This is a genomic window from Sporosarcina sp. FSL K6-3457, assembly GCF_038007285.1.
In the GTDB taxonomy this organism is placed as follows: Bacteria; Bacillota; Bacilli; order Bacillales_A; family Planococcaceae; genus Sporosarcina.
This window is the reverse complement of sequence record NZ_JBBOWX010000001.1, coordinates 976,802-1,002,900: the sequence shown is the minus strand read 5'-3', so window position 1 is coordinate 1,002,900 and position 26,099 is coordinate 976,802. Positions and strand designations below refer to the sequence as shown.

At 37.6% G+C, this 26,099-nt stretch carries 23 protein-coding genes and 1 other RNA gene; 7 read left to right on the top strand and 17 right to left on the bottom strand.

From position 1 onward, the window contains the following. Positions 1–149 precede the first annotated feature (149 nt). From N1I80_RS04845 to N1I80_RS04795, 11 genes are all read right to left on the bottom strand, one after another. Entirely contained in the window at positions 150–602 is a 453-nt protein-coding gene (locus tag N1I80_RS04845) for a CoxG family protein (RefSeq protein ID WP_340736804.1), read from the bottom strand. A gap of 245 nt (positions 603–847) precedes the next feature. Continuing rightward, positions 848–2,089, bottom strand: coding sequence for a serine/threonine transporter SstT (gene sstT / locus N1I80_RS04840; RefSeq protein WP_340736803.1), 1,242 nt, complete (start codon positions 2,087–2,089; stop codon positions 848–850). 405 nt (positions 2,090–2,494) lie between these two features. Beyond that, on the bottom strand, positions 2,495–3,127 hold the full coding sequence (locus N1I80_RS04835) for a hypothetical protein (protein WP_340736802.1): 633 nt from the start codon (positions 3,125–3,127) through the stop codon (positions 2,495–2,497). A 42-nt stretch (positions 3,128–3,169) separates the two neighbouring features. Continuing rightward, entirely contained in the window at positions 3,170–3,421 is a 252-nt protein-coding gene (locus tag N1I80_RS04830; RefSeq protein ID WP_340736278.1) for a hypothetical protein, read from the bottom strand. Next, positions 3,396–4,637 (bottom strand): IS91 family transposase, encoded by a 1,242-nt coding sequence (locus N1I80_RS04825; RefSeq protein WP_340736277.1) that lies wholly within the window; start codon positions 4,635–4,637, stop codon positions 3,396–3,398. Before N1I80_RS04825 ends, N1I80_RS04830 begins: the two co-directional genes overlap by 26 nt. Before the next feature lie 61 nt (positions 4,638–4,698). Beyond that, positions 4,699–5,451 carry a UvrD-helicase domain-containing protein gene (locus N1I80_RS04820; protein WP_340736801.1) on the bottom strand — a complete coding sequence of 251 codons (753 nt, stop codon included), beginning with the start codon at positions 5,449–5,451 and terminating at the stop codon, positions 4,699–4,701. Between the two features lie 849 nt (positions 5,452–6,300). Then, the gene (locus N1I80_RS04815) at positions 6,301–6,555 is read right to left on the bottom strand and encodes a hypothetical protein (protein WP_340736800.1); all 255 of its coding nucleotides are present in this window, start codon (positions 6,553–6,555) and stop codon (positions 6,301–6,303) included. Between the two features lie 169 nt (positions 6,556–6,724). Continuing rightward, positions 6,725–8,008 carry an McrC family protein gene (locus N1I80_RS04810; protein WP_340736799.1) on the bottom strand — a complete coding sequence of 428 codons (1,284 nt, stop codon included), beginning with the start codon at positions 8,006–8,008 and terminating at the stop codon, positions 6,725–6,727. Further along, positions 7,992–10,610 carry an AAA family ATPase gene (locus N1I80_RS04805; RefSeq protein WP_340736798.1) on the bottom strand — a complete coding sequence of 873 codons (2,619 nt, stop codon included), beginning with the start codon at positions 10,608–10,610 and terminating at the stop codon, positions 7,992–7,994. Before N1I80_RS04805 ends, N1I80_RS04810 begins: the two co-directional genes overlap by 17 nt. A gap of 48 nt (positions 10,611–10,658) precedes the next feature. Further along, positions 10,659–12,521: a DNA/RNA helicase domain-containing protein gene (locus tag N1I80_RS04800; RefSeq protein WP_340736797.1), complete on the bottom strand. Its 1,863-nt coding sequence runs from the start codon at positions 12,519–12,521 to the stop codon at positions 10,659–10,661. A gap of 18 nt (positions 12,522–12,539) precedes the next feature. Then, complete coding sequence (locus tag N1I80_RS04795; RefSeq protein ID WP_340736796.1) at positions 12,540–13,919, bottom strand: MrcB family domain-containing protein; 1,380 nt, start codon at positions 13,917–13,919, stop codon at positions 12,540–12,542. 366 nt (positions 13,920–14,285) lie between these two features. Here N1I80_RS04795 and N1I80_RS04790 point away from each other — a divergent pair, with 366 nt between their 5' ends. The 4 genes from N1I80_RS04790 (at position 14,286) to radC (ending at position 16,668) form a co-directional block, all read left to right on the top strand. After that, positions 14,286–14,489: a hypothetical protein gene (locus N1I80_RS04790; RefSeq protein ID WP_340736795.1), complete on the top strand. Its 204-nt coding sequence runs from the start codon at positions 14,286–14,288 to the stop codon at positions 14,487–14,489. Between the two features lie 67 nt (positions 14,490–14,556). Then, positions 14,557–15,075 carry a hypothetical protein gene (locus tag N1I80_RS04785; protein ID WP_340736794.1) on the top strand — a complete coding sequence of 173 codons (519 nt, stop codon included), beginning with the start codon at positions 14,557–14,559 and terminating at the stop codon, positions 15,073–15,075. Between the two features lie 27 nt (positions 15,076–15,102). Continuing rightward, positions 15,103–15,840 carry a hypothetical protein gene (locus N1I80_RS04780; protein WP_340736793.1) on the top strand — a complete coding sequence of 246 codons (738 nt, stop codon included), beginning with the start codon at positions 15,103–15,105 and terminating at the stop codon, positions 15,838–15,840. Positions 15,841–16,062: 222 nt separating this feature from the next. Beyond that, positions 16,063–16,668 (top strand): RadC family protein, encoded by a 606-nt coding sequence (gene radC, locus N1I80_RS04775; RefSeq protein WP_340736792.1) that lies wholly within the window; start codon positions 16,063–16,065, stop codon positions 16,666–16,668. A 465-nt stretch (positions 16,669–17,133) separates the two neighbouring features. On the opposite strand, the gene N1I80_RS04770 is transcribed toward radC, so the two are convergent. Then, positions 17,134–18,192, bottom strand: coding sequence for a hypothetical protein (locus N1I80_RS04770; protein ID WP_340736791.1), 1,059 nt, complete (start codon positions 18,190–18,192; stop codon positions 17,134–17,136). A gap of 187 nt (positions 18,193–18,379) precedes the next feature. Here N1I80_RS04770 and N1I80_RS04765 point away from each other — a divergent pair, with 187 nt between their 5' ends. The 3 genes from N1I80_RS04765 (at position 18,380) to N1I80_RS04755 (ending at position 20,682) form a co-directional block, all read left to right on the top strand. Further along, positions 18,380–19,135, top strand: coding sequence for a hypothetical protein (locus tag N1I80_RS04765; RefSeq protein ID WP_340736790.1), 756 nt, complete (start codon positions 18,380–18,382; stop codon positions 19,133–19,135). A 5-nt stretch (positions 19,136–19,140) separates the two neighbouring features. Then, on the top strand, positions 19,141–19,404 hold the full coding sequence (locus tag N1I80_RS04760; protein WP_340736789.1) for a helix-turn-helix domain-containing protein: 264 nt from the start codon (positions 19,141–19,143) through the stop codon (positions 19,402–19,404). A gap of 105 nt (positions 19,405–19,509) precedes the next feature. Further along, positions 19,510–20,682, top strand: a complete 1,173-nt coding sequence (locus tag N1I80_RS04755) for a site-specific integrase (RefSeq protein ID WP_340736788.1) — start codon at positions 19,510–19,512, stop codon at positions 20,680–20,682. A 134-nt stretch (positions 20,683–20,816) separates the two neighbouring features. Here the strand turns inward: N1I80_RS04755 and ssrA are convergent. From ssrA to secG, 5 genes are all read right to left on the bottom strand, one after another. Next, positions 20,817–21,174, bottom strand: a transfer-messenger RNA (tmRNA) gene (ssrA, locus tag N1I80_RS04750). A gap of 94 nt (positions 21,175–21,268) precedes the next feature. After that, a complete protein-coding gene (gene smpB, locus N1I80_RS04745) occupies positions 21,269–21,736 on the bottom strand; it encodes an SsrA-binding protein SmpB (protein ID WP_203248720.1) in 468 nt (155 codons plus the stop codon). A gap of 197 nt (positions 21,737–21,933) precedes the next feature. Further along, on the bottom strand, positions 21,934–24,240 hold the full coding sequence (gene rnr / locus N1I80_RS04740; protein WP_340739964.1) for a ribonuclease R: 2,307 nt from the start codon (positions 24,238–24,240) through the stop codon (positions 21,934–21,936). A gap of 68 nt (positions 24,241–24,308) precedes the next feature. Beyond that, a complete protein-coding gene (locus tag N1I80_RS04735) occupies positions 24,309–25,055 on the bottom strand; it encodes an alpha/beta hydrolase (protein WP_340736787.1) in 747 nt (248 codons plus the stop codon). A 195-nt stretch (positions 25,056–25,250) separates the two neighbouring features. Beyond that, positions 25,251–25,478, bottom strand: a complete 228-nt coding sequence (gene secG / locus N1I80_RS04730; RefSeq protein WP_340736786.1) for a preprotein translocase subunit SecG — start codon at positions 25,476–25,478, stop codon at positions 25,251–25,253. Positions 25,479–26,099 lie beyond the last annotated feature (621 nt).

The following is a 26,099-nucleotide window of genomic DNA, read 5'->3' as shown; positions in this document are numbered from 1 at the left end:
TCCAAAGTTTTATAAAATCGATTATGCATTTTAGGTATCGTACATAATAAAAACAACAAAAAAGCTACAACTACTGAATTTTTCCAGGAGTTGTAGCTTTTAGATTTTATCAATCACATGAATATTTTATGTAGACAGCAAAACCATCTTTACAAAGCCAGCACTTGTTCCGGTTTAATTTGGCGTGCAATTTTCTCTGTTAAGCGTGTTGTCACTTTCGGCAACACCATTTTAATAACAGGTGCCAACACAGCGCCTGTTAAGCCACCTGCATTTACTTCAATTGTTCCTGTCATCGCTGTTTGCCCAGCCGTTTCTTCAGCAGTAAACTTGCCGCTACCTGTAAAGTTGTCCGTTAACCCTTTTAACTCGAACCGGATGATCGATGGCTCATGAAATTCAGTGATGTTTAACTCCATTTTCACAGTCTTTTTAAGCCCTTTGAAATTCCCTTCAAATGTCCAAACTGACTTTTGTTCATCAATCTGTTCATGCTCCTTATAGGCAGGGACCATTGTTGCCCAGTTTTCAATTTGACTGACGTATCCCCATACGTTCTCTACAGGTGCTGGAATGATTACAGAATGCGATGCGATTGCCATGCGTTTCACTACTTTCTTCTCTATGTTTAATGGAAATCCATTACTACTATTTTAGCATTTTAGCTGGGCAGATTCACCTTTAGCATCCTTCTTATTTGTAGAATAGGCAGGTGCGCCATCGATAGTAATGATAGAGATTCCGATATCTTTCTTTTGTTACAGCTTGAATGAATTTAAAAATCACTAAAAAGCCACGATCACCGCATCATCTCCAGCAATCGTGGCTTTTCAATTATTTCTTACTTCTATTTGAATCCCCAAGATTTCATAGAAACTGGTTTTCCTTCTTTACGTTCTTGAGCATATTCAGCTGTAGCTGTGAACAATACGTCAGAAGATGAATTCAGTGCAGTTTCACAAGAATCTTGAATAACCCCGATGATAAAGCCTACACCAACAACCTGCATAGCAATATCATTTGGAACTCCAAACAAAGCACATGCTAGTGGGATTAGTAATAGTGATCCACCTGGAACACCTGAAGCACCTGCAGCAGAGACAGCCGCTACAACAGAAAGCAGAAGTGCAGTCATAAAATCAACTTCAATGCCAAGTGTATGGACTGTTGCAAGTGTCAGTACAGAAATTGTAACCGCCGCACCAGCCATATTAATCGTAGCACCTAAAGGGATGGATACTGCATACGTATCTTCATCTAACCCAAGCTTTTCAGCCAATTTCATATTTACTGGAATATTTGCAGCTGAACTACGTGTAAAGAATGCTGTGATACCGCTTTCTCTTAACACCATAAAAACAAGTGGATAAGGATTTTTCCGCGTATAGATGTAAACGATTAACGGATTCATTACAAGTGCGATAAACAACATACATCCCACTAAAATTAAAATCAATTCACCGTAAACTTTTAAAGCAGAAAAGCCAGTTGTGACAATTGCATCAAAAACAAGACCCATAATTCCAATTGGTGCTAAATTAATGATCCATTGCACGACTTTAGTAATCGCATCCGAAAAGCTACCTAATACATCTTTCGTATTTTGATTAGCCTGTTTCAATGCAAGCCCAAGAACGACTGCCCACATTAAGATACCTAAATAGTTAGCACTAATTAGCGCATCAATTGGATTAGCAACTACATTAAATAGTAATGTTTGTAAAACTTCCAAAATACCTTCTGGAGGAGAAAGATTTTCTGCTCCTGTTGTCAGTGTGAGTGTGACGGGGAACATAAAGCTTGCAGCAACAGCGACAACTCCTGCAAGGAGTGTACCTATCCCATATAAACCAAGAATCGACTTCATATTTGTTTTCGTGCCACTTTTATGTGCCGCAATGGCGTGCATGACTAAGAATAAAACCAAGATTGGTGCAACCGCCTTTAATGCACCGACAAATAAAGAACCCAAAATCGAAATTCCACTCATATTAGGAACGATTAAAGCTAAAATAAGACCAACGATAATACCGATAATAATCCTTTTTACTAGACTTAGTTGGTTCCATTTAGCGAATAAATTTTTCATCACTCTACCCCCCAGATTTTTCTTATAACTTAAATGACAAAAATGCACAATCACTTCTCCCCTGTTAAGGCACTGTCTATCTATCTCGCCTTGAAGTAGATTGATGCCTTATTTTAACACGCCCTTTCCGAATTATGCAATGATTTTTTTATATCAGAAAACACTTGGTATTTTTTATGAAAATCATCTATGTACTATTCGTAAATCTGAAGAATATAGATGGAAATATGCGTAATGAAAATAACAAAACAAAGCTACAGCTCCTGAATTATATTCAGAAGTTGTAGTTTTTATACTTTATAAAATTCATTCAATCTTATGCATGCACGATTTGTTAGTGCCTAAAAAAGAACATATGGTGCCTGCGCACCACACCACACACCCTGTTAGAGGAAGTTGACTTTTTCAGTGTCCTTTCACATGATCTGGTGCTCTTTTTTTCATGACCCAAGCAAAGACAATCGCACCAATCAGCGTGAAGCCTAAGTAGCCCATTGCTGGATAGACCGTGCCGACAAGGGTGATAAACCCGACGAAACTTGCCCCGAATGCGATTGCCCCGAATGCAACAACAGCACCTTTAAATTTCTTCGTTTCTGGTTTCACGATGCGCGCCGTAAATGCATAGAGCATGCCAACGGCGGTATTGTAGACCATCCCAAGCAAAATAATAGAAAATATAACACTCATGACCGGGCTCATGCTATCTGCCAACAATAACATCGGCATCGGTACAGTTGCGATTTCCTTCAACTGCGTTAGCATCGAAATATTGATAAGGATAATGAGAAAACCAAGGCCAAGCCCACCGATGATTCCTCCCCACGCTGCAATTTTTTCATCCTTAACCGTCCCACCCATGACTGTCAGCATCGCTGCTCCAGCAGCAATATTATACGATACATACAAAACCGCTCCTAACAGCCAGTGGGAAGCCCCTCTACTTTGACTTGTAGCGACAGCTTGCAAATCAGCCGTTGCAAAGTCAAAGTTGATAACCGAATAGACTGTAATCACAATAACAATCAACAAGAACAAAAGCGCTAAAGCGCCTCTGTCCACGTCCCAAGTGTAAACAATTCACTTGGGACTTTTCTTCGCCCTCCGCATGGTTCCACCACAAAAAGGACATTCCATCTCAACTTCTTCGTCCTTCTTTAATTCCACTTGAAAATCTTGTACAACAAAATCAGGAACATCGTCTTCTTCACGACAATCCACACACTCAAATAATACTGTCTCCATTTCTTCGTTTAAACCAAATGGATCATCTTCCTGTAATGATTGTAGAAATTCTTTGCTCAATTCATCCCGTTCTTTGTTTCCTGTCATTTGCTGATTCTCCTCGTATTTTGATAATCTCCATCCCCTCCATGTAATGATACAAAAATCCATAGTCAGCATGCCAGATTTCCACTAAATCCATCTCACGATGGCAATGTGGGCACAGGAAAGGATCACGATTAAAGGCCTCAATCATACGCTGTCGATACGTTTTCTTTTTTTGTTTCCTCTCCAACAGTAATGATAATTGTCTTGTGCGCATGAACGCATAAAGGGTCAAAACTTGTTTTGCCTTTTTATGTTTCGTTCTGCTATACAACCCAAAACGACCCACCATTCTAAAGTGTTTGGGTGGGATGTGCTGTAAAATATTATATAGAAATCTATACGCAGACTGTTTCACATCTACTCTTTTTCCTGTTTTGTGATCCTCATACCAATACGTGACCATCTTACCGTCATATTCTTCTATGCGATATTCAGCAATTGCAGGTCTAGCCAAGTATCTACCGATGTATTTGGCAGCTCCTTTTGCATTTTGCATTTTCTTTTCCGCATTTACATAAAAGCCCTTCGGATAACGACTGTACAAGTCATTTACTAAATCCTGTGCTCTTTGATCATCAGAAAACCACTTTTTCACCAAATCAAGAAGTACTTTCTGCCAAGATTTCCTCAAGTATTCATACGGAATATATTCGCTTGGACTCCATTCGTTCCGATTATCAATTGCACCTTCTGTCACTAAAGCATGTATATGAGGATTGAATTTCAAATCCCTACCAAAGGTATGGATTACCGTAATAATACCTGTTTGTAACTGACGCTTCTTACTTTTCCGTTGGTAATAAAATTGAAAAACCTGAGCTACCTGTTGACTCAGTTCATTCAACTTTTTACGATCTTGAAAAAAGATGTTTCTAAGTTCCTGTGGAACTGTAAAAACCATATGACGATGTGGAACATTCAATATCAGTTCCTGCTGTTTATCGGACCAATCATCCGTATATTTTTTCCCGCACTTATTACAAAAACGACTTTTACATGTGAAACAAACGAATACAGGCCTTGGGTTCCCTTCGCATCCTAAACATTCATATTTAGCATACCCCAAATCAGAAGACCCGCATTTGATTGTTTTTAGAACTGTTTCCTTGATATCCTCTCGATAAGATTCCGGAAATAAGTGCTCGTGTAAATACCAAAATCCCACGAAATGATCTTTCAATATTTTCTTGATGACTCCTTCATTATCTCGGCCCATATTCCATCCTCCTATCGTTATACGAACAGTTTATCGAACAGTTATCCACAAGTCGAGAACTTTATAATTTCCTAGACAATAAAAAAACTAACTTTTCTTGAATTGTATTTGTATCTTGAAATTCATCAATCATTAAATAATGAAGAACATCATTATATGCTAACCGGATTTCATTGTTTCCTTCTAACAGCTTTAAAGTTTCAAGTTGGATTGTTGAGAAGTCTAATGCATTTTCTTCAATCAAAAGGTCGCTATATAGTTGATAACACTTACCTAATACGTTTATTCTAATATCTTCATGTTCAAGCAAATCTTCAACATCGACAATTTCTTCACTTAGTCTGTTTATCCATTTTAATAAAAACTCAGACTGTTTCCATCTAGATAAATTGTAAGAGAGTAATTCCCCTATATCTTCAATTGCCAAAAAGAATCGTATCTTTTGATAAATTAAGTATTGTTGATCAAATTGATCTAAAAGTGTGTAATTTTTCTTCAGTCGGGTACATTCTCTATTTTCTTCTAAGATTCTTAAACAAATTGAATGGATTGTTCCGACATACATTTCATTTAAATTAAATTTAATATTTTCTTCATGTAACTTATTCGAAATCCTAGTGATAAGCTCATTTGCTGCTTTTTCTGTGAAAGTAGCTACCATGATATTATTGGGTTCTATCTCTTTATGTTGAATTAGATATAAAACTCGTTCAACAAGCGTGAAAGTTTTGCCAGATCCCGGTCCAGCAATAATTAACACTGGCCCCTCTGTTGCTTCAACTGCCTGTTTTTGTTGCTCACTCAAAATTGTCATGTAATTCCACCCCACATCTCATTATAACTACAATAACAAATGAAAGTAATAAGTCTATCTAAAAACCCGATGGTACGATTAAACCTATTTATCTAAAAAAAATAGGAGGAGTTATTTCAACTTCTCATTTTTATACATCTTAAGTATTTCAAGTATTTTGTATATGGATGCCCCAAAGGGATCTAACGCACACAGTACTTGATTACGGCCACGATAATGTACCACCTCTGCCATAGTTTGTACCAGCGATTGCCAAGAATTGTACCACCCATTGCCAACGTGGTTACCAGTACGCTTGGAAGGCAGGACAGGTGGGGAGTGAATGGGTTTAACAGCATGACTACAAAGCGGCATGCAGCGGGTTAACAACTTGACACCGAGCCTCCACAGGCATGAGTCCCTAGCCAGAAAACCAGCATTATGTGCTGGCTAGTTCCGCCGAGGTTATCATGCCTGCCACTCGGTGTAAAGTTGTGAGTTCATGTATCTGTAGTCCCAGTCATTGTATGGTAAACGTCTGTCATTCCCTGGTACATTTGTTGTCAATCAGTGGTAAGAAAGATGGCATTGGTGGTACATTCCGTTGGCGGTAATCATACTTTATCTTTTGGTCGTTTTATGTCTATATCTAGTCCTTCATCTTAACCAAGTTTCATAACATAGTCGCTAACAAGTTTTAATTGTTCAGCCGACATACTGTCTATGGATTGAAGCAAGTCTTCACTGTTCACATTTACCACGCCATTCTCTTCACAATCATCAATATAATATTTCATTACCTCTTAATGTGAGTACTGCACATAGTCTGGACTGCCCTTCTCTACATCAAGTAAACTAAAACTCTCTATTTCATGTGCAGTCGGCATATTTTCGGGTTGATCCAAGTCTTTCAGGTACAATTTTAAAGCTACCCATTTTTTCCGATACCGTTACTTCAAATACTTCATTAAATTCTTTTCTATTCATAATCATTTCGTTCACTTTTTCGAATCCCGCTCTCAGCTCATCGCTGGTTGCATATCTGTAAAAATCACCATTCGCATAACTTTGTCTAATAGCTTCACTCTCGTCATCAATTGGGACTTCGATAGGTATTGCTTTCACCTTAAGATACCTTTTAACATCATCCCATTCACTTTCAGGAACAGTATCTACCAATCTGTATCAGTGCCAGATGCCTGTGCACCACACAATTCGAGTTAGTTCTGAATTGTATATGAATTACACTACGCACAGGCAGCACCTAATGCATTTCATCCAATACGGCTACTATTTAAACTACACCTCCAAACCGTTGTTTGAGCTCTAGCAGACTATTTTCTATCTGTTCACAGTCCAACATGAATATGTTCACTCGTACCCCATCATCACTTACAAATTGAATCTCTTTCATCTTTTCAAATTGATCATTCATTGGGTAAACTAGATATATTTCATTTGTTCGATATTTCTTTGCATACGCATACATTTGATACATATCTGCTTGGGATATACCATAATTCTTTTTTGTGGAGTCAGTTAATACTTTCCACTTTGTATCAATGATAATACAACGTGACTCATCTGGTGTTCTAAGTACAATATCCGGGCGAAGTGAAAATCTATTCTCAAATAAATAGAAGCCCTTGTCCTGTAGCGACACATTCCATTCATCTGAAAACTGCTTAGATATGTGAAGCCCCACATACGCTTCAAATATCCTATCCATAGGAAATAGAAGTGCCTTTCCGAACTCCCCACCAGAAAACGTTGTAAAACTACGATTATTCAAGAAAACTTTCGACCAAGCTATAGCATTTTTATAATCCTTCGAGTTCCGATTAATAACAACCAACTGAAAATCCTTTTCGTAATTATGGGAGCTATCCACCAACTCAAAGTGATCTAGTAATTGCCGAATCTGTTTTACATTTTCTGCATTAGTGGATTGTTTCAATAACTGTAATAGAGTCGATTTTATCAGTCTATTCTCAACTCGGTTCACACCAAATTCATCATACCGCATATAAAATCTTTCTTTGTGTATAAGATTACGTTTGATATGCTCATTGAATAGCATTTTTCCTTTATACACATTCAAATTGTTTTCCATTTCATAATAAGCAGATTTAATGCCTTTTTTAACAATCTGCTGAACTTCCTGGTTATATAAATGAATAAATATTTCAAATAGTGGCATAGACTCTGTATTCATATGCGATTCATTAAAAACTTTTGTAGGGAAATCTTTAAGTGTTTTAAGCATTTTCAAGAAAATCTTACGTATATCTCCAGTCGTATGCGAATGAATTTTAGGTAGGATTTCGATTTGAACCCCTGTTGCTAAATGAATCATACCTACATAGTTCTTCACTCTTATGATCTTGCCTACATGTCTTCTCGTTGTAATAGTAAAGAAATCAATAGCATCCGCCTGTTCGTCGTCATTAAATGTTAAGATGAGTTGTTCTAATTGCTGGAATGACTTCGGATCTAAATAGACGTACCCTGTATCTTTTTCAAATTCACGATTATATGTGATAACATCAAACTCTTTTACCTCAATTATCTTCTTCATGTGCAACCTGCTCATAAATTCCAATGTAACTTTCAGGCTTTAGGAATGCTTCTCGCTGAATGTTAAATGTCCGTTCGGGTATATCTATATCAACCTTGCCAACAAATATATTTTTCATCTTTATTTTCTCATCAATAATAAATTTTGCAGAATTATTTTTCGAATTATCTCCTAAGATTAGTTGAATCTTACTGTAATCCTCATAGAAGTATTCTTGCAGCAGTGGTAAAATAGCATTCTCAAAAATTAAAGCAAGTTTTTCTAACGTTGGTTTCTCTTTTAGATCTGTAAAATAGGCATGGCCAATCGTATGTTCACGATCATATAGTAATTCGATACGTTGATTAATTACTTCCAACATACGTTGTATATCAATATCACCTACCCGTATATCTTGTAACGTTGTAGAGTCGGGTAGCATTTCGATAAAGTTAAAACGTCTTCGTAGTGCCGTATCCATCATGGCAATTGAACGGTCCGCCGTATTCATCGTTCCGATTAGAAAGACATTTTGCGGTACACCAAATGGCTTTTTAGAGTATGGCAGTTGTAATTTCATTTCTTCTTTTGCACCTAGTCTTTTAGTCGGTTCAATGAGTGTGATCAGCTCACCAAAAATCTTAGAGATATTCCCCCGGTTAATTTCATCAATAATAAACACATAGTTTTTCTTATTCTCTTTAATATCTAAATCAACTTCTTCATTTGAAGAGTATTTCAAAATCAAATTATTAATTTCTTCTCTATTAATTTTTTTCAATTCATAAACCGTAGCTAAAGTTAGATTGGTTTGCTGATTGAACTCATAAACATATTCCCAAATGTCCTTTGCAATCCATTCTACTTTTCTACTTCTTTTGTATTGTTGCATTTCATCAAGCCATTTAGGTTCTTCTGTTACAATACCAATCGCGTCAATATGTTTCTGATCACCCAATGACAAGACAATATCACCATTACTCATTTCATCATAAAAACTTGAAAGAATACTTTTTACACTACTGTTAGGGAATTCTGTTTCGTCGGTAATATCTTCACCTAAATCATCCCATCCAATGCGAATACGACTATTATTAAAACAATCTTTTTTTGTATTTGAGTCTCCAACTCTTCCAAGAGATACTTTCCAAATGCGAGTACCTTTAGAAAACTCTAGTTCTTTGTCTGGTGAAGATATTTGTAATTGTTGCGCTTGTTCACAAAACGATTTAAAAATACCAGGATCAATTCTATATCTAACTTGCTCCGATTTCTCATCATCTAAAAATGGTTTAATTCCTTCAATAAATTCTTCATAACCATATGATTGATGGAAAGTTATAAAGCCAACTTGTCCATTCTTCCTATAAGACTTATATCTAGAAAAGACTTGTTCATAAGGTTCTTCTTGAATATCTTGTAATAACTTATTTTCAATAATACTAACTGCATGGTTAATTGTATTATAGGTTTTTCCTGTTCCAGGTGGCCCGTATAGAATCATATTTTTTGGATAATCCATTTCAAACTCCTCTTTTCCTTTACCACTAATATTAGGATAGACTGAATTATCCTTAGCTCCATCAACTGCTAACTGGTAATAAGGTAAAAGCTTTTCTACTCCCTTAAATATTCTTTGTAAAATTTGTTCATTAGTCATCTGGTTCTTTCTAATTTCTTCATAACTCAGAACGTACGTTAATTGTACTTTTTTGTACGTTTTATTATCTAACTTACTTTTAATCAAATCTGGTCCTTCATCATAAACATGAAAGTTATGATTTGTTGAAGTTTCTTTTACGTAATATGAAAGCTCTGTCGGGATTTTGGTTTCATTTAAAAATTGGTGATGCTTTGCATAGTCTGCTTGTGTGGCAGTTTTCTCATCTAATTCTACCGCTAGCCGTATGCGAGCTTTGTGTTCGTCATCCTTTGCCGCCTCTACGAATAACGAAAGACTTGTAGGAGATTCCATGAAAGACTCAAATTTTAATTGCTCCCAAAAATAACGGCGTATGCGATCATTTCCACCAGAAAGCCATTTTGATTTCATTTTATTTTTAAGATGATATTTCTTATCACACAGAAGAGCTACTTTGTTTAATTCTGTAACTGCCACTCCACCCTGTTCTCTCATTGATTCTAATTGCTGTTTCTCTTCACCGGAAGCAGTATTTGGATTTTTGTATGGCAAGTTACCGTATTTTTCAAGATAGTCCAAAATAGCAAAGAAATCGATTGTAAATAAAGCTGTATATTCATTCTCTACGAACTGATAAATATCAGCTATCGTCTTTATACCTACAGTAGTTTCTATAGTATCTGTCTCATTCAAATTAGGTCTTTCTTTAACACCTTGAAATTCTCCGTTAAACGTGAGACGACGTGTTTTGTTATCTCCTTCACGTAAATAATTAGCTTGCCCTCCTGGATGATCACCATTCGCCCATTGATTAACGCGGGCATGTTGTACTGCACTTTCAGTAAACTTCTGAGCTCTCTTTTGAACATCTACTTGTTTAAAATACATGTCATTTTCAGATGGCTTTGTTTTACTATGGTATGTTTCGTAAGCTGCTACTGCAGCACCTAGCCATACGGCCTCTATCACTTTTAAATTCATTTCACACCCCTATTTTCAATTAATTTACCAACAAAAATACTTATTCTATTATTTCACCAACCTAATTTCTTCAATCCCAATAGACGTTAACAAATTTCTAGTTTCAATATAATCTAAGCTATTCGGTACAAATAGAATTAGCCCTATGCGCCCCCTGGACAACAAAACCCTATATATATTTCTAATCGTAGTCTCTTTATCCACATATTGCTTTGTAGGGGCTATCTGCCATTGACCATTATTCAATAATAAATCCCCTCCGAAATATAGTATCGGAATATTCAACTCTAACCCCTGACAAACAAACTCAGGCGCAATTGCATCCAATTTAGATGAATCTTTAAAGTACCATTTACCAAGTGTTTCTTTGGTGTCAGATTGTTTCATCATACGAATATTACTTAATAGTAGATTATGATCTTTCAAGTTTATATTTGACGAAGATATGAGACCATAAAATTTATCTCCAGTTGTTTTTGCAGACTGTTCTAGATACTGCTTTGCACTTTCTAGGTTATCCACCATGTGGATAAAATAACCTTGTTCACGTAAATTAGAATATTCTTTTTTTGCAGTTAAAACATCAACATTTAGTAACGCTTCAATAAAAGGTGAGGTGTCGATGAAATTTGATCGAATAGAGGTATCTAAATGTAAATCTTCTATATAAGTAACATTAGGTAAATGTTTCAATAGGCCTTTCAAAGTAACAGGTGCATAAATCTCCCAATTACTATATTCTGGCTTTTCAATGACTCTTAGCCATGTATCAAATTCATCTTCTTCCCCTTTATATATACTTTGTCCGAAACCTATAGAGGCAACTACATTTGTAAAATCATTCTGAGCTGCAGCGGCCCCCTGCACTTTTAAAATTAATTCAGGTTCACTCATCCCGTATGCACCCATTTGCTTTTCATTCCACGCACGTTGAGCTTCATCAAATAAAATAGTTGGTGGTATTTTACTTTCAACAAACGGCAGTTTAGTTCGTCGGTCAAAATACGCTTTTTTATATGCCAATACACCTTTAATTAATGTTTCACCATCTGCTTCAGTATCAGCATTTGTTAATAAATAAGATAAAACCTTTTCCAAGGGTCCGTTCCCAGTCAAATACACGCCATTAAAACCATCTTTATTGAGATTATACAAGGTATGCAATAGTGCAAGTGTCTTCCCCGCCCCGGGTACCCCAGTAAGTAAAATCAAACGTTTTTTTGTATGAGCTTCAACTGTAAGTTGGTGAAGTACATTTAATACATTCCGCAACTCGTGTTCTGAAATGTTTTTAATCATAGAAAGATCATCTTTCATAAACATATTAAAAGTTGCTTTCAATACATTTTGTGATGGTTCATAAGCGGAATTTGCCCATATGATTGATGAATTATAATCAAGTGGAGTTTTGTTATTTAAGTCATTTATAAGGGCTACTAATCCTTGCCCTTTAATTAAAGTAAATCCATTGGCAGATTCTTTCCTATTCTCATTATTCGTTGTCAATATCAAGACACCTTGAACTTTTAAGTGCATCTTCTGTGTTTCATTATGATACTTCCTCATGAAATTCAAATAGCCATTCAACTGATCTACATCTTGAATTAGCTCTACATCTTTTCTTTTAAACTCTAGTACTAATACTTTTTCGTTAAATAACATAATGACATCTGGTCGCCGATAATTTGTAAATGGTAAGCAATATTCAAATAGAAGAATGCAATGATCGTAAACAGAAGTATTTTGAAACTCGTTAATCAAATAATCATAGCAATCTCCCCAGGATTTCTCCTGTGATGTATTGTATTTAAAGTCTAGACTCTTAGTAAACAAACCTAATTGTTGAACAAAAATACTCCTATTTGCAGTTTTTAGTTGTCCAACCGTATATTCAATAAATTCCTTACGCATTTGCATTCCTCCCATGCCTTAGTTCCTTATTGTAATACCGTAAAACGCTTTGAGTTGCGTCATGGTCACTTCTATCCCTACTTGCTCTAAGCGAACTTTTAATTTGTTATATAGTTTCTCAATCATTGGTAAACGTGCTTGATCATTCCCATGATGAATTTGACGGTGACAATTAGGACATAAGCATACGATGTTAGCAGCTCGATCTAAATCGACTTCTGGAAACTTATTAAAATGAGATATCCCTACGAAATGATGCGCTTCTACATATCTTTGATTTGTTACTTTAGAGATAAATGTTTCATGCCGGGGATCAAATTCACACGTGAAATCCGCACGTATTAAAGAATCTGCGGCTTCTTTGGCGTTTCTTGGATAACGCCCTTTGCCTGTTTCATCAACTACTAGATCTTTTGGGAGTCGAGGCTCATCGATTGGCTCCAGCAACGATTTAAACTGTCCCACAGTTAGTTGATTTAAAGTTTCCTGATAACTCTCTTCATTCTTCTCTAAAAACTCTAAATCATCTTGTAGAAGTAAGTAATCATTAAATTCCTTTACATTTCGATCATTCATAAATACAACAATCTTTTGATATGCCTCTAATAGTTCACGAAAATCTAAAATTAGTTCTTTATCATTTGGCATTTGTTTAGCGTCATAATATTTACCGAAAATATGAGCTTTCTCATAGCCTACTGCTAAATCTCTCTTAGAACCTAAATCAATAGTATCTAAATGAAATTCTTCAGAAACCTCAATCATGGAACGTACAATATTTGCTGTTTGCTGAACTTTTTGACGTCCTATTTTAGCGCCATATTTTTCACGAAAATATGTATATCCTTGATTCAAACTTAAGTAAAAACCCGACATATCTTCTTTGAAAAGGTAGACCAAATAGTAACCGTTGGTCGCAGAAATCGTTACAGAACGATCAAAACAACATATCCAAGGTATCGTCGCCCATACTCCCTGACCAACCGAGGCACTAACATAGTATTTACTTTCATCTAATGACATTGTTTCATTTAGAATCTCAACAATATCATTTCGAACAAAATGTCCCAGTTCATTATCTTTAAAGGATTTTGTTTTTTCAATTGGGTATTCCTCAATTACACGTTTAATGGCTTCATATAAACTGCCATGTGCAAAGTTCATAACATTAACATCTTCCAACTTTAAAGTAGGATTAATAAAATAATCAGCTGGCACACTAAAATACTCAACCACTTTTGATAGAGTCTCCATATCCAAACGTTGTGTACCATTTTCAATTTTATTCAATGCCGTATGGTTTACTTTTATTCCTTTAGCTAATTCCCTAAGATTAACCTTTCTACTTTCCCGTAAATTTCTTAACTTTTCACCTACATGATTCATAATAGTTTCCATAATTATTCCTCCTTGCTAGATTTAGCTTATTGCTTGTACCTGAAATACCGATACGCTTGTTTCGATTTTATATAACTATATATTTACATATTAAATAACTAAAAGCAAGTTAAAACATCAAAAATTATTAAGTATACAAAACCCCATATATAGAAAAATATCTAAATATTTTTGATCAGCACCTAGTCATTTATATATGAAGGGGTGGGGCATGCGTTTCATGCCCCACCCCTTTTTTAAGCCGTTGTTTATCCATTTGGATAGATACGGTTTTTTTGTGTTTTACAGAGACGACAAGCGCAGTGAGAGGAGCGCAGTGAGAGGAGCGCAGTGAGAGGAGCGCAACTATGAAAGGAGGTGAAAGATATGAATGAGTCGTTATCACGTGTGTTGATTGGTGCAAAAGAGTTGAACAAATGGGTAGCAGTTAAGCACCTTACAAACAAACAGCTACGAGGTTTGAATCTAATTGAGCTTGAAGATACAGGACTTCTGCTTGTCCATCGTCATGCTGAAGAAGGGATGTTAATGAAGTTGACATTAAAGGGTTATCTTTACTGCAAGAATTAAAGGGCTGTTGAGACATTGTTGTTTATGTTAGATAAAAATTTCAGGAATCACTAGGAGGAGTTTAATGATGAAGAAACAAGTATGGGAACAATACAACCGTTATTCAGAAATGGCAGATGGAAAGGATGTATCACTTTTGGAGATGCAGATAATCTACAACAATCTTGTTGATGAGTACAAAACCATTGCAGATCAGATTGTAGATTCAATTGACCGTAATGATTATATTGCGTTATCGAAATTGATTGGGCAAAGAAAACAACTAGTTATTGCAATTGATGAAATGGAAGAGTTGTATGGGGATAAATTATTCATGTGTCAAACTGCGAAAAAGCAGATTGCAGATGGATTAACGAGAGGTGCATATTTTGCTGATACCCGCGGTGAAGAAGCCCTCCGAAGTGTGTTTACTAGTTTTGAGAAGATTAATGAGTCCGTGCGCACCGTTGCTGACAAAACAGTGAATGGGACTGCAAGAGCATTCAACTTCGGAAATCAATTGAATTACAAATTTAGTCGTAGTCTATTGTCGCAAACGACAAGTGAATTGCTAAAGCTGGCGAATACCTTCAAGAAACGATTTTAATTCATATTCAAAGGAGTGGATAAGCAAATGAATAGAGAGCAACAGCAAAGCAAGAGGAAAGTTGAACCGTTTAATAGTTACCCATCTACACAGTCGTCCCTGCCCAATCTAGTTGTTACACCGTCGGATGCAAAAAGACGTATTGATGATCTTAATGTGTTTGTTCAGAACAGCATGGTCAAAGGAATTGATTACGGGATGATTAGCGGATTTTCTAAACCTACACTTCTGAAGCCTGGTGCTGAAAAGTTGTGTGATGCATTTGGATTTTCAAAAACGGTCGATGTTGTTAATCGCATCGAACAGTGGGAAGTAGGAGTATTTGCATACGAGGTGAAGATGACGCTGACACGCAAAGACAATGGCATCATAGAAGCGGAGGGCTTAGGCTCATGTAATAGTAAGGAAGCCGCCTACCGCCATCAAGACGCATTTACAATAGTCAACACTGTGCTTAAGATGGCGAAAAAACGTGCGCTAATCGATGCTATCCTATCCGCCACACGTGCAAGCGGACTTTTCACACAGGACATTGAGGACTTTCCTAAGCAAACTAACATTAAAGGAGGTGAGGAACAATCAACAAAGTTCCAGCTACAAACGATCTATCATCTTGTTTCAGAAATCAGCATCAGTAATGGCGAAGCTAAAGAGTTGATGATGATTTTGTACAACGTCGAACACAGTACGAAGTTATCAAAGAAACAAGCCCATAATTTCATTCAAGATCTGCTTCTATTACAGAACTCAAGAAAGAAGGGCTGAAGTTGAATCAGTCGACATACTGAAAGCCCATCGATTGCGGTTGCAGTCAATGGGCTATTTATATTGCAATGAAGATGAGATTATCCCCCGATAACCTCATCTGAAAACAAATTAAATACATCTTCACTTTAACTTATCATGCGTTTCACATTCAAGTAGGAGGGACATCATCGTCTCTCCTTTTTGCATTCAACAATACACCTAAAATTGGAGGAATTACTAATGAAAGCATTCGATAAAGCTACATTCAAACTACTTCTTGCCACTACAATCCGTGAAAAGGAAGATGGGTATGTTGTCAGCGAAATCTTTAACCGTTATCCATCTGCACAAGAACTTCTTGATATCACTGAGGAAGAGCTTCTAAACATCAAGGGAATCGGAAAAGTAAAAGCACATCAGATTATTGCGGCATTGACATTGGCGCGAATGAATCCTTGCCCGATAGAAGAGCGTTTTACAATTCGCTCTCCACAGGATGCATATGACTATTTAAAAGACATGCAGTACCTAACCCAAGAACATTTTGTTGTGCTAGGTTTAAATGTAAAGAATGAAATCATCTTCAGAGAAACAGTGTTCATCGGTTCGTTGAATTCATCCATCGTGCATCCTAGGGAGACGTTCAAGCATTTGATTCGCCGTAGCTGTGCAAGTGCAATTGTTGGGCATAACCACCCGAGCGGCAACCCAACCCCAAGTCCTGAAGATATTGAAGTAACGAAAAGATTGGTTGAAGTAGGTAATGTAGTTGGTATTGAAGTTCTTGACCATATCATCGTCGGTTTCGAAAAGTACGTTTCCTTAAAGGAAAAGGGATACATGTAATCAATATATAAAGAAAAGAGACAGCGATTATTTGCTGTCTCTTCATCTTTTTTCTTAATGGGCGAACTTATTCATTTTCTATTGCTTTTCCGCAGTAATCCACAATCATGCAACAATAGAACACCGTTATTTCACGGTTTTCTTTTAAGGACAGCAATTTGCTTAATATCTTTTTAAAACAAATCAGCTTTGCCTCTTTTAAATACAGGAGGTTTATGCCAATTGTAACATTGAATTCATATATATAATTCCCTTTTGCTGATTGTAGAGATTACACTATATCACTCTACGCGCGGACTCCACTAGTGTTATTCTTATTGGATGGAGAGTCCAATTGGAGAATATGTTGATTGGTGTGCTCTTCTACTGGACTGGCATGTTCCATATAGATTGCTATCATGTATTACCGCTGGATCCTTTGTAGGAAACGCATTGAACATCGATAATGTTAATGCTAAAATTGTATTACGACTTATTACCAATGATTGTCCTCTGTTCTACCAAAACAGGGACAATCTTTTTTTGTATCTTCGCAACATTTAATGATGGGAGTTTTACATCACCGATTAGCAACTCTTTTGTACCTATAGTTGTCCTTAAAAGTTTTCTTCTTTTTCGAAAAGTCGACTCTGCATACTTCGCTCTACATGTGGTTACTCCAAACAAATGTATTTCTGTTGCAAAAGATACTAACGCTTCCTTCATACTGATTTTTAATGAAGGAGTATTATTGATTCTATTAATTACTTCCATTAACGATGTGTATTTGATGCCATCGCTCAATCCATTACGATTTAACCCACGTTGTAATATTTTAATGGCATTATCTATTTTCACTACCTCTATCGCAGACCTTTTTGGACAAAGCATTCTAATCTCATCATCGGAAAGTTCAATCTCGTACCTTAATATCCCTGAAGACACCTTTTGATGTATATCCTTATTTGGATAGTCTTTACCTTGTTGAACCTCTGCTTCTTTGTTATAAAGCTTCTCTTTTCTTTTAGAAGCCTTCCACTCAACAGTTTCAACTGTATTACTACCTTTTGCACAATACAGATTAATTTTATATTTAGAGATTGTAGCATTGGACATTACCTTTAGATAATGCTCAACGTTACTCCCTACTTGAAAGTTCTTGCACACATGTAATTTTTCAACTGTCCAACCATGAGCATCAGGTATCCTTACTACCTGTAATTGAAGTTGCTCTGCAATATACTTTCGTAGCTTCTTAAAAAACTTCGGTATATCTTTATTCTTTAGTTCGTAAACATTTGAACCGTATAAAAACGTTGGAATAGATACTTCGACCTTTAGCCAATAAGAATTCGGGTCATCCTCTTTATACGTATATCTGATAAATGGACTTCCCTTTTTGCTACTATCATGTATTTTCTTAAAGATTGTTTTGGAACTATTCTTTTTAGAATTACATGAGGAGTTTGTTTGAGTCCATTGAATTAAATCAATTTCTTGTCTACTCAACGTGACTTTAATCCCGACTTTAATTGTGTCAAACATAGCTTTGGCCGCTCCCTTCGTAGATAGTTCCGCACGTATTACAGAGTAACTGCTTAGATAACCAAATAGCACCACCTCACTTTATGTGCTATGTTACCACACCTATATTTTAAAAATCAATACCCTTGTCGATTTTTAAAATTGGTGATATGATGAAATTACAAATTTTGAAGGAGGTCTTTTGTAATTGGATAAAATCACATTAAATCAAACACACTTATCGGATTTATTTCTTCTTCCAATCGGAAAAAAAGTGCGTTATATCAGAGAAATCTTACTTAAAGAATATGGTAATGATTTCAGCGGAAAAAGTGTTGCTAACAGAGTTCAGATTATTGTCCCCTCGACTCTTGCATTAATTGAAAAAGGTAAAACAAAAGATATCCCTTCACAAGCCCTTTTTGCAATATCTAAAGACTTTGGACTTGATATCAATATGTTCTTTGATGATTTTTATACTAATAATAACTATTCAGAAGTTACTTTTACTCCAAAGATTTTCTTGGAGGAACAAAAAGTTTATGCAGAACAAAATGAACATAAACGAAAAAGCAAAATGGATTCAAATCCATTGCTCGAAACTACATTTCAAGTAAAAGTAATAGTAAGCAAAATTGCTTCTAATAGTGATGAACAGTTATGTTTTATGACTAAGAGTAAAGAAAAATATGGAGACAATGAATTGGTGACTTTACTTTCGCAAATTATCAGTCAAACTAATTCACTAGATGTTTCTAACAACAAAGATCTTATAGAAGAAATACGCACTTCTATGCCACTTGACCTTGCATACGATTTTTTAATGCACTCAAAAAATTCTTTAGCAGGGTTCCCATGGTACTCCTATGAATCAAAACTCAATAGTGACAGTCAAGGTTTTACTGACGCAAGAATATATACAGAAATGCTTCAGAAAGAATTAAAAAAGATTAAAGAGGAGTGAATCCCATGAATTCTGCCTTTAGTGATTCTGAAATGGCATCTTTTGAAGATCTATTTTATAAATCTTTAAATAAAGCACTAATATCATCCAAACATGCATTTTCTAATAACGAATGGATGACATTAAAAGATAGTGCAAAATACGCCGGGGTTTCCTATAACACTTTTATGAAATTCCGGGAATTAGGATTAAAGATATGTGAAATAGATGGCGTGAAAAGGGTATCACGTAGGGAAATAGATAAGTTTTTAGAAAGTCACAGCTTCTAATCATTATAGAGAGAGGATTTATCTTTAGATTCGATATATACTATCGCTAGAGGTAAATCCTCTCTTTAATCAATTGCCCCCGCAACTGGTTCAGGAGGAATTATCATGGCAAAGAAGAAAGTATCACCTATCAGAGGCTACAAGCTGAAAGACGGTACAGTACGTTACGAGTTTCCTGTTTATTTAGGCGTTGATCCGCTAACGGGCAAACAAAAGCGCACAAAGAAGCGTGGCTTTAAAACACAGCAAGAAGCGAAGCTAGCATTAGCTCGTATTCAGCTTGATGTTGCAAACGGTACGTATCAACAAGAACGTCCTGAAACGTATCAGGAGGTTTACAACCTATGGGTAACGCAATATGAGAAGACTGTTGAGGAAAGTTCATTTGTAAAAACAACAGGCCTTTTCAGGAATCATATACTTCCTGCTATGGGTGCTTATAAAATTGAAAAGATCCATGTACATGTTTGTCAAAAGCACGTGAATGAATGGGCTATGAAGTTGAAAAGATTCCGCATGGTAAAATCATATGCGGCGAAGGTGTTGGATTTTGCGATTAAGTACGGCTATATACAAACCAATCCGTTTGCGCACGTAGAAATGCCCACCACCGCCTCTAGGAAGTCTATCGTAGATGATGAAGATGAGGCGGAGAACTTCTACACGCGAGAGCAGCTAATCCAGTTCTTATCATGCTTAGAACAGGAAAGTAACTACAAGGCTTATGCCCTATTTCGATTACTAGCGTTCAGCGGTATGCGTAAAGGCGAGGCACTAGCTCTTACATGGAAGGACCTAAACTTCACAACAAACGAGCTACGTATCAATAAGGCCCTTTCACGGGGTAAGGATAACAAGCTATATGTGAAATCTACAAAAACAGGTGTTGCCCGTACGATTAAAATGGATGATAATACAATGGCTATTTTAAAAGTGTGGAAGAAGAAGCAGAAGCAGGATTATCTAGTGCTGGGCTTTAATACGTTGCAACCTAAGCAACTCATCTTCAGCAATGAGCTAAACGAGCACATGCAGCCCACAAAAACGCGCAAGTGGATTGTGCATGTACAGGAGAAATACAAGTTAGACAAAATCACAACACATGGTTTGCGTCACACACATTGTTCATTGCTATTTGAGGCGGGAGCCAGTTTGAAAGAAGTGCAGGATCGTTTAGGGCATAGTGATATCCAAACGACGATGAACATCTACACACATGTTACGCAGAAGGCGAAAGAGGAAGCAATACTGAAGTTCGCTAACTATATTGAGATGTAGATTTACTGACTACGTTTGACTACGCTTTTGACTACGTTCGATTGATAATGAATGATATTATATGAAACACGGCAAAAGAAAAAACCCTTGTATATCAAGGGTTTTGACGCTCATTGAAATTCAATGAAATTGTAAAATGGAAGCGGCGGGAGTCGAACCCGCGTCCAAAGGCCCTAACACTTAAGCGTCTACGCGTGTAGATTGACTATTAGGCTTCGCACATTAGTAGCCGGCAATCAGGGCGTCCTGTGTGCTATTCTGCGAATCTCTTCCAGCTGCCTCAGAAGGCAACAGCTGTCGTATCCCACTTAGAGTGAGCCCTGCAATGCTACATGGGCGATAGAACTACAAGGCAGATTCAACAGCTTACGCTGCGAATGCTAGGTTGTTGTTTGTTTTGCCTGTTATTATAAGGTGTCGTTTCTGACGGAGCCGAACCCTCCGACGCGCAACTCAAGCTCAGACTACCCCTGTCGAATCCGTAACGCCCCCGTTATGAGGAGGTCAGGATGACCTTAATAGCGAAGCTAAAAAAGGTTTCTGAACTGACTTACTGTACTTATCATACCGCATTTTCACCTAAAAATCAATCCCGTTGTCTATCCTTCAAGACCCGAGCCATTTCACGCTTAGCATCCTTCTTCTTAAGGTCCTCACGTTTATCGTAATCTTTCTTACCCTTACCAACGCCAATCAGCACTTTTGCGAAACCATCTTTCAGATACATCTTCAGCGGCACAATCGCAACGCCCTGCTGTTTTGTTTCGACAAACAATTTACTAATTTGTTTTTTATGCAACAATAGCTTTCTCGAACGAGTTGGGTCATGGTTGAACTGGTTTCCGTGATCGTATGGACTAATATGCATATTGGAAATCCACGCCTCGTTATCACGGATACGCACAAAGGCGTCTCGTAGCTGCACTTTACCGTTACGGATTGACTTGATTTCCGTTCCTTGTAGCACGATACCCGCTTCAATTGTTTCTTCAATCGCGAAATCGTGATTCGCTTTTTTATTAACCGCAACAACTTTCCCTTGGCCTTTCGCCATCTCTTTCACCCCTTAATCAAATACCATCCTATGTAGGTTGAAGTATTAATATCCATGTAGGAACCTAGCGAAGGCGCCTTAAAAGGGGGAGCCGAAGTCATAAGACTGGTAGCGAAGCTACTTGGCTTATGGCGGGAGGCATTCCCCGAAGCGCCGCAGCGGTATTCAATGGAATCATTCTTTCAACCTACATAGATTTATTTTTTCTTTTTAGGCTTAGCTTTACCTTTTTTAGCAACACTCTCATAAAACTTCTTCTTTTTATTATACGTACCCGACTTCTTTTTGTCTTTTGACTTATCATCAGGTTTACCACTGCCACCGCGGCCCTTTTTCTCTGCGTGAATCACTTTCGGCGTTTCCCTGCGCGCACGATGGAAGGATTGCTTCATGCCAACAATTTCAAAATCAATTGCCGATTCCTCTGGTTTCACGGCAGCTACTTTAACCGTAACTTCATCACCGAGACGGAATTGCTTGCCTGTATGCTCACCAATCATCATCATTTGTCTATCATCAAAACGATAATAATCGTCCGTCATATAACTCACATGGACAAGTCCTTCGATTGTGTTCTCCAGTTCAATAAATAGCCCGAAATTCGTAACCGACGAAATCACACCTTCGAATTCCTCGCCGATTTTATCCAACATGAATTGCGCTTTTTTCAACGACTCCGTATCGCGTTCTGCTTCAACCGCACGGCGTTCGCGTTCAGATGTATGATCTGCAATATCAGGCAATCTGCCGCCCCACTCTGCAGTCGTTTGTGGCGAAACGTCTTTTTCAATTAAATACTTGCGAATCAAGCGATGGACAATTAAGTCAGGGTAACGACGAATTGGCGCTGTGAAATGCGTATAGTACTCCGTCGATAATCCGAAGTGACCTAGGCTTTCATCTAAATACTTCGCCTGTTGCATCGAGCGTAACAGCATCGTCGAGATGACCGTTTCTTCCGGCAAGCCCGCAATCGATTCTACAATTTCCTGCAAGGCACGTGGATGTACTTTATTACCCGTACCCTTAACAACTACGCCGAAATTCGTTAAGAACTCGAAGAATCGTTGTAGCTTCTCGGCTTTCGGATCTTCGTGAATACGGTACAGGAATGGCACTTGCAACCAATGGAAATGCTCCGCAATCGTTTCATTCGCCGCAAGCATGAACTCCTCAATGAGGCGCTCCGAAACTGTACGCTCCATAATGACAACGTCTGTTGGCCATCCTTTGTCATCCACAAGAATTTTCGATTCCTTGAAATCGAAGTCGATAGCACCACGGTCCATTCTCTTCTGCTTCAAAATAGCCGCTAAGTCCGCCATATGATTAATCATCGGCACAACATTGGCATATTGGGCAGATAGTTCTTCATCTTTTTCTTCGATAATTTTATACACTTCAGTGTACGTCATACGTTCCTTCGAACGAATCACACTTTCGAAAATTTCATGGTCTGTCACTTTACCGTTGCGGTCGATGGTCATTGTACAAGACAATGTCAATCGATCCACACCTGGGTTCAGTGAACAAATCCCATTCGATAATTTATGTGGTAGCATTGGAATAACTCGGTCTGTTAAATACACACTAGTACCACGGTCGAAAGCATTGTCATCCATCGGCGAGTTTTCCGTTACATAATAGCTGACGTCTGAAATATGAACAGATAACAAATAAGACCCATCATCATTTTTCACAACTGAAATCGCATCATCCAAGTCTTTTGCATCCGCGCCGTCAATCGTAATCGTTAGCTCTTCCCTCAGGTCATGCCGGTTGATTAAATCCTTTTCTTGCACTTCATCGTGAATATTATTCGTCTGTTGCAGCACTTCTTCAGGGAATTCCACTTCGATGCCGTGCTTATGAATGATTGAAATGATGTCCACGCCAGGGTCATTTTTGTGCCCCAGAATTTGTGTCACCATACCTGTCATGGACTTTAATTCACTTGGCCAATCAGTAATTTCAACGACGACCTTATGACCATCTACCGCATCAAGCGCATCACCTTTTGCGATAAAAATATCCATTGGCAACTTTTTACTATCAGGAATCACAAAGCCAAATCCTTTATTATGCTGATAGGTACCAACCACTTTTGTCGTTTTACGTTCTACAACACGACTAATCGTTCCTTCGCGTCGATCACCCGACGTACCATTTGTCACACGAACAAGAACGATATCCCCGTCCATTGCGCCATTCACTTCATGTGGGGGAATGAAAATATCATCCATTCCTTCCGTTTCCGGTGCGACGAAGCCAAAGCCTTTCGCATGCCCGATAAATTTTCCGCGGACAAGATTCATACGCTCGGGTACACCGTAACGATTCGTTCTAGAACGAATAATTTGCCCTTTTTGTTCAAGATGAACAAGCATTTTGACAAGTTCCTTGAATTCCGCTGCTTGCTCAAATCCCATTAACTCTTGGATTTCCTGCACAGTCAACGGTTTATATGACTCGTCTTTCATGATAGATAGCAATTTTTGTTGCATATCTTGGTCGAAATTATCCAAATTACATCACTCCTTTATTTACCTAGCATTAGCATTTGTCTCATTGTTCACACGTTCCAGTCCAATGATTCCAAAAATGCAAAAATATCTTCATGCAGCTGTACTTTTTCTGGTCCTAGTGTAATGACATGGCCTGATTGTTCGTACCATTTTAGCTGTTTGTCGTCGGATTCCGCGTTATCGTAAATAACATTGGCCGAGTTTGGATCGATGACCTTATCGAGTGACCCTTGCGTAACGAACAGCGGCGCATAGATGTGATCAACATGTTCACGTACATCGTAAATGAGCGCACGTAGATCTGCGAGGGATGGCATCGATTGTTGCTGCAATACTTCCATATCCTTTTCGATTTGTTGCTCATCTTTTCCTTCATATTTCTTATATTCCCGTGCATATGATAGGACACCCTCGTACATAATATCCGTCGTTTTCATCGACATCGGTGCACACATTGTGACAATTCCCTTTACAGGCATGTTATACCCTAATTTCAATGAAAATACGCCACCTAATGATAAACCTGCCACTGCAATTTCATCGTAGCCGGCTTCCTTTAACTGATTATACCCTGTTAAGACATCTTGCCACCACTCTGCAGGACCCGTTTGTATCAATTCCTCTGGCGGCACACCATGCCCTTTGTAATGAGGAGCAAGTGACGTATAGCCTTTCTTTTCAAGAAAGCGTCCAAGCATCCGCACGTCTGCTGAAGTACCCGTGAATCCATGTAGTAGCAAAACCGCACGCTTCCCCGTTTCTATAAAAAATGGTTTAGGTTGAGAGATTCGCATATTAAAGTTCCTTTCTATCAATTATGCCTTGGCATAATTGCGTCCGGATTTTTTTCGAGCTCGCTCGAAAAGTTCCCCTAAAAATCCGTGACATCCGCCGGAGGCTTTATCTAAGTTCAGCAGGGCTTTTCTGCTGGACTTAGATAAAAAACGCCCGACCAGTCGGAAGGTCAGGCGTTTATAAAATATATTCACTTAGAATTTCATAATTAGAATTGCCAAGACAAAAAGTAAAATAGCTAATGCCAAGGTCACCCGTTGAAGAACAAGATCAAGACCACGTGCTTTTTGTTTACCGAAAAGTTGTTCAGCTCCACCAGAGATGGCTCCTGAAAGACCCGCACTTTTTCCAGATTGTAATAATACAACAACGATCATAGCTAGCGCAACGATTACCAGTAGTACCATCAATACTTCATGCATATTGTTCCACCTCCTGATTAAAACTCACAACAATCTTTATTTTACCAAAAATAAGCTACCGACACAACCTTTTGTTCTACAATTCGTTTTTATGAATGAACGGCAGGTAAGCAGAGGCTTGAAAGCCACCTTTTCACTAGATCATTTTCGGTTCGCTTTTCGGCGAACTATTCAGGACATAATTACCAAGGAGGAATTGAAGTTCATTTCTAGACATACTTTTTCGGTCATCTTGTTATGAATAGTGACCTATCGCGTACCTGCAATGCTTAAGTGAAAAATACAGTTGCTTGGAAAGAAAAGAATAGACAACTTTCTATAGAGACTATAAGTGCCCGAAGATGCAATTTCGAGCACTTTGGCACGTTGTACAAGGTGTTCCTTTCTTACTTTTCAGCAAATTCTATAAGAAAGTTATACTTTTTAAAATAATAATAGAAAAGACCATGCTGAAAACTTTGGCGGCCTTCTCTAGTTAAGAAACCCTCTGTTCCCTCGTTCTCAAAAGCATTAGCACTTCGCGTACAAGTGTTTTTAGTGAGTGACAGATGAACGACCACCATACGATTACCGAAAATATGCATAAAAACATTACGGCTATTGTATAGAAATCGTTCAATC

Excerpts from the sequence above, each read along its gene's own strand:
- N1I80_RS04845 (WP_340736804.1), bottom strand. The coding sequence starts at position 602 with ATGGCAATCGCATCGCATTCTGTAATCATTCCAGCACCTGTAGAGAAC.
- sstT (WP_340736803.1), bottom strand. The coding sequence starts at position 2,089 with ATGAAAAATTTATTCGCTAAATGGAACCAACTAAGTCTAGTAAAAAGG.
- N1I80_RS04830 (WP_340736278.1), bottom strand. The coding sequence starts at position 3,421 with ATGACAGGAAACAAAGAACGGGATGAATTGAGCAAAGAATTTCTACAA.
- N1I80_RS04825 (WP_340736277.1), bottom strand. The coding sequence starts at position 4,637 with ATGGGCCGAGATAATGAAGGAGTCATCAAGAAAATATTGAAAGATCAT.
- N1I80_RS04820 (WP_340736801.1), bottom strand. The coding sequence starts at position 5,451 with ATGACAATTTTGAGTGAGCAACAAAAACAGGCAGTTGAAGCAACAGAG.
- N1I80_RS04810 (WP_340736799.1), bottom strand. The coding sequence starts at position 8,008 with ATGAAGAAGATAATTGAGGTAAAAGAGTTTGATGTTATCACATATAAT.
- N1I80_RS04805 (WP_340736798.1), bottom strand. The coding sequence starts at position 10,610 with ATGAATTTAAAAGTGATAGAGGCCGTATGGCTAGGTGCTGCAGTAGCA.
- N1I80_RS04800 (WP_340736797.1), bottom strand. The coding sequence starts at position 12,521 with ATGCGTAAGGAATTTATTGAATATACGGTTGGACAACTAAAAACTGCA.
- N1I80_RS04795 (WP_340736796.1), bottom strand. The coding sequence starts at position 13,919 with ATGGAAACTATTATGAATCATGTAGGTGAAAAGTTAAGAAATTTACGG.
- N1I80_RS04790 (WP_340736795.1), top strand. The coding sequence starts at position 14,286 with ATGAATGAGTCGTTATCACGTGTGTTGATTGGTGCAAAAGAGTTGAAC.
- N1I80_RS04785 (WP_340736794.1), top strand. The coding sequence starts at position 14,557 with ATGAAGAAACAAGTATGGGAACAATACAACCGTTATTCAGAAATGGCA.
- N1I80_RS04780 (WP_340736793.1), top strand. The coding sequence starts at position 15,103 with ATGAATAGAGAGCAACAGCAAAGCAAGAGGAAAGTTGAACCGTTTAAT.
- radC (WP_340736792.1), top strand. The coding sequence starts at position 16,063 with ATGAAAGCATTCGATAAAGCTACATTCAAACTACTTCTTGCCACTACA.
- N1I80_RS04770 (WP_340736791.1), bottom strand. The coding sequence starts at position 18,192 with ATGTTTGACACAATTAAAGTCGGGATTAAAGTCACGTTGAGTAGACAA.
- N1I80_RS04760 (WP_340736789.1), top strand. The coding sequence starts at position 19,141 with ATGAATTCTGCCTTTAGTGATTCTGAAATGGCATCTTTTGAAGATCTA.
- N1I80_RS04755 (WP_340736788.1), top strand. The coding sequence starts at position 19,510 with ATGGCAAAGAAGAAAGTATCACCTATCAGAGGCTACAAGCTGAAAGAC.
- smpB (WP_203248720.1), bottom strand. The coding sequence starts at position 21,736 with ATGGCGAAAGGCCAAGGGAAAGTTGTTGCGGTTAATAAAAAAGCGAAT.
- rnr (WP_340739964.1), bottom strand. The coding sequence starts at position 24,240 with ATGCAACAAAAATTGCTATCTATCATGAAAGACGAGTCATATAAACCG.
- N1I80_RS04735 (WP_340736787.1), bottom strand. The coding sequence starts at position 25,055 with ATGCGAATCTCTCAACCTAAACCATTTTTTATAGAAACGGGGAAGCGT.
- secG (WP_340736786.1), bottom strand. The coding sequence starts at position 25,478 with ATGCATGAAGTATTGATGGTACTACTGGTAATCGTTGCGCTAGCTATG.